The organism is Actinocrinis sp. (assembly GCF_035938995.1).
GTDB lineage: Bacteria > Actinomycetota > Actinomycetes > Streptomycetales > Catenulisporaceae > DASZGI01.
This window is the reverse complement of the sequence record NZ_DASZGI010000189.1, coordinates 1-12,036: the sequence shown is the minus strand read 5'-3', so window position 1 is coordinate 12,036 and position 12,036 is coordinate 1. Positions and strand designations below refer to the sequence as shown.

The 12,036-nt window shown below is 67.4% G+C and carries 9 protein-coding genes; 7 read left to right on the top strand and 2 right to left on the bottom strand.

Going from position 1 to position 12,036, the window contains the following annotated elements; genetic code table 11:
• The 3 genes from VGZ32_RS13365 to VGZ32_RS13355 form a co-directional block, all read left to right on the top strand.
• A partial coding sequence (locus VGZ32_RS13365; protein ID WP_326886310.1) for a DUF4331 family protein occupies positions 1-589 on the top strand: 589 nt, incomplete at its 5' end.
• A gap of 176 nt (positions 590-765) precedes the next feature.
• The gene (locus VGZ32_RS13360; protein WP_326886309.1) at positions 766-1,392 is read left to right on the top strand and encodes a hypothetical protein; all 627 of its coding nucleotides are present in this window, start codon (positions 766-768) and stop codon (positions 1,390-1,392) included.
• A 7-nt stretch (positions 1,393-1,399) separates the two neighbouring features.
• Positions 1,400-2,476: a hypothetical protein gene (locus tag VGZ32_RS13355; protein ID WP_326886308.1), complete on the top strand. Its 1,077-nt coding sequence runs from the start codon at positions 1,400-1,402 to the stop codon at positions 2,474-2,476.
• A gap of 218 nt (positions 2,477-2,694) precedes the next feature.
• Here VGZ32_RS13355 and VGZ32_RS13350 read toward each other — a convergent pair whose 3' ends face one another.
• On the bottom strand, positions 2,695-3,324 hold the full coding sequence (locus VGZ32_RS13350; protein WP_326886307.1) for a DUF3887 domain-containing protein: 630 nt from the start codon (positions 3,322-3,324) through the stop codon (positions 2,695-2,697).
• Positions 3,325-3,477: 153 nt separating this feature from the next.
• Between VGZ32_RS13350 and VGZ32_RS13345 the strand changes: the two genes are divergently transcribed.
• Positions 3,478-4,179 carry an AIM24 family protein gene (locus VGZ32_RS13345; protein ID WP_326886306.1) on the top strand — a complete coding sequence of 234 codons (702 nt, stop codon included), beginning with the start codon at positions 3,478-3,480 and terminating at the stop codon, positions 4,177-4,179.
• A 269-nt stretch (positions 4,180-4,448) separates the two neighbouring features.
• Entirely contained in the window at positions 4,449-5,228 is a 780-nt protein-coding gene (locus tag VGZ32_RS13340) for an NYN domain-containing protein (protein ID WP_326886305.1), read from the top strand.
• Between the two features lie 308 nt (positions 5,229-5,536).
• Here VGZ32_RS13340 and VGZ32_RS13335 read toward each other — a convergent pair whose 3' ends face one another.
• Positions 5,537-7,726: a hypothetical protein gene (locus VGZ32_RS13335; RefSeq protein WP_326886304.1), complete on the bottom strand. Its 2,190-nt coding sequence runs from the start codon at positions 7,724-7,726 to the stop codon at positions 5,537-5,539.
• Positions 7,727-8,359: 633 nt separating this feature from the next.
• Here VGZ32_RS13335 and VGZ32_RS13330 point away from each other — a divergent pair.
• A complete protein-coding gene (locus VGZ32_RS13330; RefSeq protein WP_326886303.1) occupies positions 8,360-9,562 on the top strand; it encodes an ROK family protein in 1,203 nt (400 codons plus the stop codon).
• Positions 9,563-10,123: 561 nt separating this feature from the next.
• The coding region (locus VGZ32_RS13325) for a TIM-barrel domain-containing protein (protein ID WP_326886302.1) at positions 10,124-12,036 on the top strand (1,913 nt) is incomplete at its 3' end.

Genomic DNA, 12,036 nt, shown 5'->3' with positions numbered 1-12,036 from the left:
GGCGGGGATCCGGCTGTTCGCGGGCCTGCGCAGCGATCCCTTCTTCGCCGACGTCGAGGGCGCTCTGCACGGATTGAAGTGGACCGAGCACGACGACTTCGCCGACAACGACGTCGACTCCATCGTGCTCGAGGTGCCCTCAGAGCTGCTCGGCTCCGGCGACGTGATCGGAGTGTGGGCCTCGATCAGCCGATACACGGACGGCGTGCTGGAGCAGATGGACCGCGGCGGACACCCGTCCATCAACCCGTTCATCAATTCGGACGGGGAGAAGAACCTCTACAACACTCGGCAGCCCGCCGACGATGTGGCCAACTACCTGGCGCCGTGGTCCAAGGCGCTGGAAAGCGGCGGCTACTCAGCGGAAGAGGCCAGGCAGGCCGCCCTGCAGGTTCTGCCGGACGCCCTGCCCTACGACCGCACCAAGCCCGTCTCCTACCCCAACGGCCGCAAGCTCACCGACGACGTCTACAGCTACCGCTTCCAGTGGCTGACACGCGGCAAGATCTCCCCGACCGGCCTCACCCCGCACGGCGACCTGCTGGCGCACTTCCCGTACCTCGGCCCGCCCAACCCCGACCGCTACTGAGACGGCGCAGACATCGGCCTTCGCGATCGGTGAGGTCAACCTGTGGAGTATCGCGGCCGACAGCCAGAGCCGGGCCGCTGTCCACCTCTAAGTTCCCGCGGAACGACATCACCCATGGCCGGGCCAGGCGGCGCACAGCGTCAGTGGCCTGCGACCACCGCAAGAGAGGAACGTGAGTGAACATCATCAGAGGCAGACAAGCGCATGCACAAGCCGAGCGCGCAGACGACGTTGGTGGAGGCACCCTGGGTCGCCGCGGCGTCCTTGGCGGTCTCGCCGCCCTCCCCGTCCTGTACAGCATCGGGTCAGCCACCCCTGCTCAGGCCGCCACAGCGGCGCAGCCGGGCAGCGTCCCGCAGGCCACGGATGACCTGGTGCGCGGAATGGAGCGGCGGTACAACGCCCCGCTGCTCACTCCGGGAACCTGTCTGGTGCTGCCAGCGGGCATCAAGGCCGTGGCCGTCCAGGACTACTACCACCAGCCGCACACCGCGTCGGCCCAGACCGCATGGCCGAACGTGACGGCAGCTGACGGTACGACGGTCGACGCGTCGGTCGTTCCCGACCGCGGCGCTCCAAGCCGTATCGCGCTCCTGAGCGGGTTCGCCGAGGGCTGGTACGAGCTCAGGCATGCGAGCGGGAGGACCGACCGCGTGACGTGGGATGCCCGCAAGCTCCCGATCCTGTGGCTCTACGGCGAGTACGGCGCCACGGACGAGGCGCCCTTCCACAACCGGTTCTACACGCTGGCGCTGCAGGCGCTCTCCCGCAATCCGTACTCCCACAAGACCTTGGCCAAGTAGGAGCGTCATGTCCCACCACTTTGACTACCCGACAGACGAAACGCTGGACATCAGCGACGCGTACTGCTTTGCCGGGCCCGGCGATCGGCACGGCCCGCGCACGGTATTCGGGATGAACACCTCGCCGTTCGGCGCTCCGACCTGGAACGCCGCGGGCTATTACGAGCTCAAGATCGACACCGACGGCGACTACGTCGAGGACATCACGTTCCGCGCCACCTTCCCGACCGGCTCCGATGGCGTTCAGCACGTGCAAGTGGAGCAGCTCACCGACGCCGCGGCCACCGACCGCACCGCCTCAGGCACCATCATCACCCCGCCCAACGCCCCCATCGGGCAGGTCGTGGAGTGCAGCAACGGGATCAAGCTCTTCGCCGGGCCACGCCTCGACCCGTTCCGCAACTACATCCCCTACCCCGTCACGACGACGAACTGCCTGGCGGCCGGCACCTTCCCCGACTTCGCCTCGCTGGGTCCCGCCCACAATGATTTCGCGAACACCGCCGTCAGGTCCTATGTGCTCGAGGTACCCGTCGCGATCACGGGGCACCGCCGGGTTCACTTCTGGGCGACCACCGCGTACTTCGACACGGGGCACAACATCTGGGTCCAGACTCAGCGCGCCGGCAAGCCCAACATGACCACCTTCTTCGCGTTCGCCACCGGCTCGGCGAAGGTCCCCGACTACAACTCCACCGCCCCCACGATCGATCTCGTGGGCCGGCCCGCCCACCCCGCGACCGCTCCCGCCTCGGGAATCTGGGGTCAGGTGCGCGACAACATCGCGGCGGTCGTCGAGGCCGGCGGAACATACCCCGACTTTCCCCACAGCTTCCCCACCGCACGGGCCTACGGCGCGTGGGCGGCAGACGCGCTGCTTCCGAACGTCATCGGGTTCACTCCCGGCACCGTCGCCCTCTGGGACCCCTGGTGCGACATTCAGAACGGCAAGGGCGTGATCGAGGACATCGCGTCCAACATCATCAAGATGATCGTGAACCAGGACTTCTCCTCGGGGCTCGAGCCGGGGCCGCTCCTGGACTACTTCCCCTACCTCTCCCCGCCGCCGACGCCAGCCGGCTGACCAGGCAGCGGGCACCTCAGCAGACCTGAGATGCGCATCTTCGAGTGCGACAGTCGTCAGAGCGGCCGAGCGGGAAGATCGGGGCGCCGGGCGGGGTCCGTGAGAGTCCCGCAGCCGGACAGGAGCGAGTACCTGCTTGACTAGTTCGTCGTCTGTGGTCGCGGTTGCTCTGCTCAGCCGGCTGGCCAGGCCGCTCAGGACCTGGTCCTGGCCGACATTCACGGGGTGTCGGGGGCGAGGATGAAGATTCCGGCGACCTTCTCGTCGGTGTCGAAGGCGACCCGGGCCTTCATGTCGCCGGCCTCGTAGCGCAGTGGAACGTCGACGACCGTGTGATCGCCGATGCGGCGGACGAACGGCTCGCCCTCGCCGAAGCCTTCGAACGCGCCGACGAGGCCGGCGACGGTGGCCAGGCCGTCGCCGCGGACCTTGTCGGTGAAGGCCTCCAGCACCTGCGCGTTGAAGGACTGCCTGGCTTCGTCCATGCGTCCGTCGAGGACGGCCGTGACGATCTCGATCGCGCGCTCTGCGGCGTCGGCCATGTGCACTGTCTTGTCCATGGGTTCTCCCGTGCGGGGGTCGATGGGCTTGCCGAACCGCTGGAAGGCGGCCTGACGGGTGACTCCGAGCAGGTCTCCGATCTCCTGCCAGGTGTGGCCGGCGTCCCTGCTCTGCTGCACGCACAGCTTGAGCACCTGGTCTGCCAGGTCGTCGACCCCCAGGGCGCGCCGGACCAGGTCGAGGTAGGCGGGCGACGCCAACGGGCTGCCCACCGCTTCGGCCAGGACCGAGGCCTGCTCGGCCAGCCGGGCACTCAGGGCATTGAGGGTTTGGGGAGAATCGGCCATGCGTAAAGGATACCTTTACAGCTCATCGCTGTCAAGGGTTGCTTTACACCTCACGGCGGCGACCTCGGGTTACTGGGAGAGCCGTGGTCTGACTGCGTGAATCTTCCGGCTGGCTGTGCCTTAGAAACCGGGCGTTTCAGTACGCTCTCACCCATGCAGGCAACCATCAAGGGCACGACGCTTCCCGTCCTCGAGATCTCCCTCGGACCAGGCGAATCGGTCATCTCCACACACGGCGAGCTGTCGTGGATGACCCCAACCATCACGCTGTCGCAGACCATGGGCGGCGGGGGCGGCGGCGGACTGTTCGCCGCCGCCAAGCGGGCGCTCGGCGGCGGCAGCTTCTTCCAGACCCGGTACCAGGCGCAGGGCGGCGGCGGCATGGTCGCCTTCGCGACCAAGCTGCCGGGCCAGATCCTGCCCGTGCAGATCAATCCCGGCGCCGGGATGATGGTGCACCGTCACGGGTTCCTCTGTGGCACCCCGGGTGTGAACGCGACCGTCGCGGTGCAGCAGGGCCTGCGGGCGGGGCTGTGGGGCGGCGAGGGCTTTCTGTTGCAGCGCCTTGAGGGGCAGGGCGAGGCGTGGATCGAGCTGTCGGGCGAAGTGATCACCTACACCCTGCAGCCCGGCCAGACCCTTCTTGTGCACCCAGGCCACGTGGGCCTGTTCCAGGAGAGCGTCCGCTTCGAGATCACCCGGCTACAGGGCATCCGCAACATCGCGTTCGGCGAGGACGGGTTCCACCTGGTCTCACTCACCGGGCCCGGCGAGATCTGGCTCCAGTCGATGCCGGTGCCGCTCCTCGCCCACGCGATCGCGCCGTACCTACCGCCGCCCCCGCAGCAGCGCTGAGCACAGCCACAGTACGGGCGCTGAGACGCCGCCTTCCTTATTCACCGACGAAGTCGGAAAGAGTGTGGGGGTGCGGTGTCCTGATCGGCGGGCGGCGCCGATCTCGACCCTCCTGCGCAGTGATGCCGGAAAGCACTGCTGCCCCGTCTGAGGTGCATGAAGACGCCGCGGTGGAGGCGGTGTCGGCGCGCTCGCGCCGCACGCGATTCGGCTAGGGTGGGCACAGCCCAACCGCGGAACCCGACCCGTTCACAGCCCGGAAGGACGGCATGGCCGCCGAGAGCGCACTGAAACTCGCAGTGCTCATCGACGCCGACAACGCCCAGCCCGGCCTGGCCGAAGGGTTGTTGGCGGAAGTCGCGAAATACGGCACGGCGCACGTGAAGCGGGCCTACGGCGACTGGACGAGCACCAGCCTGAAGGGCTGGAAAGAGCAACTGCTCACCCAATCGATCCAGCCGATCCAGCAGTTCGCCTACACGGTCGGCAAGAACGCCACCGACGCGGCGATGGTCATCGACGCGATGGACCTGCTGTATTCCGGACGCTTCGACGGGTTCTGCATCGTCTCCAGCGACAGCGACTTCACCCGCCTCGCGGCACGCATCCGCGAGTCGGGATTGATCGTGTACGGCTTCGGCGAACGCAAGACCCCCAAGCCCTTCGTGGCCGCGTGCGACAAGTTCATCTACACCGAGAACCTCGGCTACGAGCTCGGCGGCGGTGAGGCGGTCGGAACCCCGGCCAAGCCGGTGCCGCGCGCCTCCGCCTCGAAGCTCAAGGCCGACACCAAGCTGGTCCACCAGCTGCGCGCGGCGATGGAGGCCGCCTCCGACGACGACGGCTTCGCCGCGCTGGCCAACGTCGGACACATCGTCACCAAGCAGCAACCGGACTTCGACCCGCGCACCTACGGCTTCGCCAAGCTCAGCGACCTGGTAGCCGCCACCGAGCTGTTCGACGTTCAACGCCGCAGCCCCGGGGACGGAAAGCCGCACGTGATCTACGTACGCGACAAGCGGTACAAGCCCAGCAGCACCGAGACGTAGGTCATCTGTCCTGAGCAGATCTATGGGCGCCACCGCCAGCCCAGTGCAGGCCACGAGCTTCGGCATCCGGACCAACCTATGCCTTTTTGTCACAGCACTGTCTGGACCAGTACTCGGCGGCGGTTGCGATGAGAACGCCGAGGGCGTGTAAAGCCACTCGCTGACCTGTACGTCTGTATAGCAGCCACGGCACGGCGAAGGCATGGGCGACCGCGCGAGCCGCAAGGCTCGAACGACCGGGGCCAGGAACAGCAACCCGTTCCCAGCCCCGGCCCTACAAGCACTGTCGCCAGCGCCTGCGCCCAGCTTTAGTGGAGCGCGATGACGGCGTTGTGATCGCTGCCTGGCATGACCGTCACGCTGAACAAGTGGGTCGAGGAGCTGTAGCTGACCGAGCCGACCGAACCGTCGCTCGCGGTCACCGTCGGTGCGATCGGGGCGTAGCCGTGCACCGTGACCGAGTGCTCGTTGTTCGCAAAGGCGACGGTGGCGTTGACTGTGCCGTTGTCGGACAGGTGCGGAATACGCGTGTCGCCCGTGGAGACGAACTTGCCGGCGTCGCCGAGGAATGCGATACCGGACGGGCCAACCGGCGCGATCTCGTAGTACGAGCCGTTGCTGCCGACCGTGTCGGTGAACGTGCTGCCGGCAGGCACCAGTCGGCCGGCCCCGGTGAAGTAGTTGTACACGTAGGCTTCGCCACTCACCCCGCGGGCGTTCGGGTTGAAGGCGATCGACTGGGTTCCGTTGTTACGCGCATAGGCGAACACGTATGCCTCGCGTAGCCCGTTGTGGGTGGTGTAAGTGCTGGCCACCATCGGCGCGGTCGAGTTCTGTGCGACGGCCGAGTACACGCTGTCCAGCGGCACGATCGGAACGTCCGGCTTGACGATCACGCCGTCCGCGCGCACCGACTCGAGCAGGTTCGACGCGCTCTCCGCGCCGATCGCGTCACCGACCCCGACCATGCCGCTCGAGAGGGTGGACAGCAGCAGGTTCTGGGTCTCGGTGCTCATGAACACGTCGGTCCACGGGTACTCGCCCAACGCGCTGGCCAGGCGCGAATCGAACAGGAACCCGTCCCACTTGGACCGGTCGAACCGGTCGTTGCTCACGCGGGTGGTCTGCGCGTTCTGATACTGCGTGCTCTGCAGGTAGTTCCACGGCAGCGGCATGCAGTACTGAAGAGTGAGGCCGTTTGCCGAGGCCGAGCTCGCCATGTTGCCCATGAACGCGCTCGGGTCGGTCAGGTTGTAGTTCGGCTGCGCGTACTCCGAGAGCCAGTCCTGCTCGTAGGTGACCACGCCGGCGCTCTTGAGATAGGTCATCGTGCTGTTCCAGAACGCCGGATCGGTCGAGACGTTGTTCGACATCTGATACTGCTGCCGGTACGGGCTGGAGGGGTCGATCCACCGCGCGTGGGTGACCAGTGGCAGACCGAGCTGCTGCTGGAATGCCGCGAGCCCGTTGGGGAACAGTGCCGGCGCCGAGCGATAGACGTACTCCCCGCCGCGGTCCGTGCCGTTGCCCTGCCACGAGTCCGACGACCCCTTCGGATACCACCAGCTGTCCAACTGCATGTAGCCGAGCGGCACACCCTTGCTCGCGAAGTCATTGGCGACGGACTGCAGCGTGCCCTGGTACCCCAGTGAGGAGTTGTAGTTGTAGTAGTAGGTGGCGCCGTTGTCGGTCCAGTAACCCAGCTTATTGAGGGTGCTGTTGGCGTTGTTCGCGATCGGGTGCTTGCCGCCCAGCGCCATCAGCGCGCTACCCCACGTGCCGTACGTGGTGTTGATGCCGCTGCCGAGCGCCAGGATCGTGCGGTGGGTGAACCCGGCCGGCAGTGTCGAGACGCTCGCCGCGATCCCGGCGGAGACGGTGCCGGTGGTGCTGCGCGTCAGGTTTGCGACGCCGAAATTGTCCGCCGCCGACACCAGATAGCTGTGCCCCTGGCCGTCGAAGCCCACTTGCGGGCTATCGTGTGCCGGCGTGCCGCCGAACTGGTAGTACGAGAATGCCGTGTCCTGGAACGACTCCAAGTACGGCAACCCGGGTGTGGAGAAGGAGGGGAACGGGGTTCCGGCCGACGCCGAGTTCGCCGCCGACGATTGAGTTGTCGAGCCGAACAGCACGATCGGTGCGTTCTGGTACACCCGGATGCTCGCGGCGCGGTGAACGCTGTCCGTGTAGGAGAAGTCAACTTCCTGGTACGCGCCGATCGCGTCCGTACCGGACGTGGTGCTCTGGCTCGTCACAGCGTGGCCGACGGTTCCGGAGAAGGTCCAGGACGCGGGCTGCTGGGTCTGGATCTGGTAACTGCCGTCGGAGTTCACGCTCGCCGTGATTCCTGACCCGGTGACCGCGACGTGCGGTGTCACGGCGTACGCGCTGCTCTCAGCCAACCCGAGGCCGACGAGCAGCGCGAGGGTCGTGGGCGCGGCGATCCGAGCACGGCCGCGCCTGCTGCGCAGGTTGGGTGTCAGCGTTCGATTCCTCATTGTGGGACTGCTCCCATCTGTGATGATCAGTGGCCACCGGGCACGCGGCGCATCACGACGCCGTGTCCGGAGACGCTGGCGCCGCTGCCGGCGGTGGTGTGTACGGCTCCGTCATGCTGGGATGAGGAGAAAAATGATCAGGGGTCTGTCACACCGACCTTGGGGCCGGCGTAGGACTCGTGGCTATGGCACGCTCTCACGCCAAGGATTCCGAGGCTCGCTACCTGCGCCGGCCATGCGCAGGACATTGCCATGCGCGGCAGCCAGTGACTATGAAGACTATGAACCATGACATTCTGACGGCGCGTACCGACCAAGCGTCAGTACTTCTTCACATCCGCACATCCTTGGGCGAGTGAGCGTGGGTACGGGCGGCGAGCCGAGGCTTCCAAGCTGCCCATGCCATAGCGCAACCGCGTGCTCGATGCTGAAGCAGGCTCCCCAGCGTGTCAACGAAATGAACAAATGAGTCCGGAAAGTTCGGATTGTCCACCGAATTGCCGTCGAATAATGACAAGTGCCCGACGCTGGCCGTCCCGTCTGAGCTCCTCTAGGACCCACGCGGTGACTGGACGTGGGACGCCGTTTTGTTCAACGCTTGCCGCTTCGAGGACCGCGATGTACACATCCGGTGTGCAAACACCCACCTCGGCCACCCGGACCGGGAACCGGGATCGGGTCATCCAACTGCTGCGCACGCGCGGCGCCTTAACCCGGGCCGATCTCGCCCGGCTGCTCGACTGCTCCCGGGCCACGGTCTCCAACGTCGTCGCCGCGCTGCACTACGACGGGTTGGTCGTCGAGACCGAAGCCCATGACACCGGCGTGCGGCCGCGCCAAGGCCGCCCCGGCGCCCTGCTGACTCTCAACCCCTCCGCCGGAGCCGCGGTCGGGATCGACTTCGGGCACACCCACGTGCGCGTGGTCGTCGCCAATCTCGCGCACACGGTGGTGTCGGAGAGCAGCCGACCCTTGATGCGCGACCACGACGCGCGCCAAACGCTGCAGATCGCGGCCGCCATGACCGAGGACGCGCTGAACGCCGCGGGCGTGCCGCGCGCCAAGGTGATCGGCGTCGGTGCAGGCCTGCCCGGACCGGTCGACAAACGCACCGGCACGGTCGGCTCCTCCAGCATCGCCCCCAGCTGGGTGGGTCTGCGCCCGGCCGACGAACTCGGCGCCAGGCTCGGCCTGCCCGTGCTCATCGACAACGTGGGCAACCTCGGCGCCCTGGCCGAGGTCACCTGGGGCGCCGGACAAGGTGCCGACGTCGCCGTCTACATCAAGATCGGCACCGGGGTCGGTGCCGGCTTCGTCATCGACGGCCGGCTTTTCCGCGGCTCCTGCGGCACCGCGGCCGAGTTCGGCCATATGACCGTCGATCCCGCGGGCCAGATCTGCCGCTGTGGCAACCGCGGCTGCCTGGAGACCTACGTCAGCCTCCCGGCGCTGCTCGACCAGCTGCGCGCCCACTACGGCGCCGACCGCGCCGCGCACGACGTGGTCACCCTCGCGCTCGCCGGGGACCGCGCCTGCGCCCGCGTGCTCGCCGACGCCGGGCAGCGCATCGGCGCGGCCACCGCGATCATCTGCAATCTGCTCAACCCCGACCGGGTGATCGTCGGCGGGGAGCTGGCCGCCGCGTACGACATCCTGCTGCCGCCCCTGCGCGCCGCCCTCGAACGCGACGCGCTGCCCTTCGCCGGCGGCCATGTGACCCTGTGCAAAGGCCTGCTCGGAGACCGCGCCGTCGCGCTCGGCGCCGTTGCGACCGTGCTGCACGCCACGACGCGCCTCGGCAACCCGGCTCGGCCGACCGCGCCGAGCCTGCTCTGAACCGCCGCAAACCTCTGACCGGCCGCTGTCGCAGCGATGTGGCCAGGCGACACCCCTGAGCAGCACACGGACAAACGCCCACGACGTCCCGCACCCAGAAGATCAATATCTCCCTCACGACGGGCAACGGGGTCCCGCAACTGCGCGCCGGACTCGTCGGCAGCGGATGTCAAACGCGGCCTTGACGCTTGCTGAGCGCGGTGCGTTAATGGGGCATTACAACGTTGAATAAGCCTTACCCACACTGCGATCGCGCCCATCGGTCGCTCAAAATCAGTATTCGATATCGCGAACACGGGCCTGTCTCCCCACAGCGGTCCCGTGCTCGAATCAGGCTGCTGAATGCGCGGTTTCCATCAAGTATCGGCTGGTGGAGGGCGTAACACGGCAGTCCGGCGGCGCGCCCAGGCAACTGGTGCCGGCTCCCGCCACTCAGCACACAGCGCGGGATCCGTCGGTATCCGGCCTCTGACCATTCCCGCGCCGGCTCGGGCCGCCACTTCGCTGCCCGAGCGTCACCCCAGGCATATCTCGCGATTCCAACGTTATTTCGGAGGGGCCATGCGTACACCGGTCGCGTCCGTCCTAGGCGGGAGGCGCGCGTCGACGCGTCGCCGCGGTGCGGTCGCCCTCGTCGTGGCCGTGGTCCTTGCAGTCTCCGGCACCGCGGCCGGAGCAGTGCCAGTCTCCCGCGGTGCCGCCCTCTCGAGCGCAGTCGTAGACGGTAACGCACGGTTCGAAGTACTGACGCCCACGCTGATCCGGCTGGAGTACGCCGGTGACGGCCGCTTCCAGGACAGCACCACGTTCAACGTCGTCAATCGGAACTTTCCGGTGCCGGCGTTCACGACCGACGTGGCGAGCGGGTACCGGGAGATCCATACCGCCGATCTGACCCTGCGTTACCGCGAGGGCAGCGGGCCGTTCACCAGCGCCAACACCTCGGTCCAGCTGGTGACCACCTCGATCACCGCCGCCCCGGAATTCCCGTCCTACTGCGTGTTCGGCACGGCCTGCCAGGCGGAGGACGGCCAGCTGGGCGGCTCGGCGGCCACGGCCTACGACCACGTGAACTACACCGGATCCGGATTCCTCGCCGGCTTCAGCTCCACCGGCAGTTCCCTGACCCAGGCCGTCTCCGCGATCCCGTCGGCCGGGTCGTACCAGCTCTCCGTGCGGTACGCGAACGCCACCGGCGGAGACGGCCTGACGGAGACACGGACCTTGTCCACGAGCGTCGACGGCTCCGCCGGGCCGAGACTGTCGCTGCCCGTCACCGGATCGTGGGACACATGGTCGACCGCGTCGGTGACCATCCCACTGAGCGCCGGTACGCACACGATCGGCATCACCCAGACCGCCAGCGACTCGGGCAACGTCAATCTGGACAGCATCGCGGTCACCCCGACCGGCGCCTCCTACCCCGCCTACACCGACCCGCTACTGAGCACCGGCTACGGGGCGGGCCCCAGCGACGTCCTCGGCGGCTGGGACCGTGCACTGGACAACCCGGACGTGATACCCATGCCCGAACACCCCGGCCTGCTCGACCGGGACGGCTGGTATCTCCTGGACGACACGCGTACCGCACTGCTCAATGCCGACAAGACAGTGACCGACCGGCCCACGCACGGCGCCCAGCCGTATCAGGACGGCTACTTCTTCGGCTATGGCCAGAACTACAAACAGGGTCTAGCTGACCTCAATGCATTGACCGGTAGCACGAACTTGCTGCCGCAGTCGGCCTATGGCGTGTGGTACTCCCGCTACTACGCCTACACCACCGCCGACTACGAGAACACCCTGCTGCCCACGTTCCGCAGCACGTTCACGCCGATCGACTGGCTGGTCGTGGACACCGACTGGAAGTCGCCGTCGCAGTGGAACGGCTGGAACTGGAATCCCGCGCTGTTCCCCGACCCGCAGGGGTTCCTGAACTGGACGAAGACTCAGGGCCTTTCGGTCGCGCTGAACATCCACACCTCGATCGCGGGCAACGACCCCAAGTTCGCCGCCGCGAACGCCCAAGCCGGGGGGCTGACCCCGGGCGCGGGCGCCGGAAACTACATATTCGACTGGTCCAAGCCGGCGCAGCTCGCAGCGTACTTCAACCTGCACCAGCCCTTCGAGCAGCAGGGCGTGCGCGAGTGGTGGCTGGACTACTGCTGCGACCCCTCGACCGCGTCCGACCAGCAGGTCGCGTCGGACAACTTCATCAACCAGGCGTATGCGAACGACGCCGCGGCCCGGGGCCTGCGCGGCTTCGCCTTCAGCCGCATCGGCAGCTCGCAGCAGGCCGACAAGCACGGCAACTACCCAGTCGGGCCGTGGTCGGAACGGCGCAACACGATGCAGTTCACCGGTGACACGCCCGCGACCTGGCCCATGCTCGCCTTCGAGGCCAGATTCGCGCCGGACGAGGCCGCGGCGGGTCTGAGCAACATCAGCAACGACATCGGCAGCTTCCACGGCGG

What these genes read in the sequence shown, in the direction of transcription:
- VGZ32_RS13355 (WP_326886308.1), top strand. Translation starts at nt 1,400, where the DNA reads ATGTCCCACCACTTTGACTACCCGACAGACGAAACGCTGGACATCAGC.
- VGZ32_RS13350 (WP_326886307.1), bottom strand. Translation starts at nt 3,324, where the DNA reads ATGGCCGATTCTCCCCAAACCCTCAATGCCCTGAGTGCCCGGCTGGCC.
- VGZ32_RS13345 (WP_326886306.1), top strand. Translation starts at nt 3,478, where the DNA reads ATGCAGGCAACCATCAAGGGCACGACGCTTCCCGTCCTCGAGATCTCC.
- VGZ32_RS13340 (WP_326886305.1), top strand. Translation starts at nt 4,449, where the DNA reads ATGGCCGCCGAGAGCGCACTGAAACTCGCAGTGCTCATCGACGCCGAC.
- VGZ32_RS13335 (WP_326886304.1), bottom strand. Translation starts at nt 7,726, where the DNA reads ATGAGGAATCGAACGCTGACACCCAACCTGCGCAGCAGGCGCGGCCGT.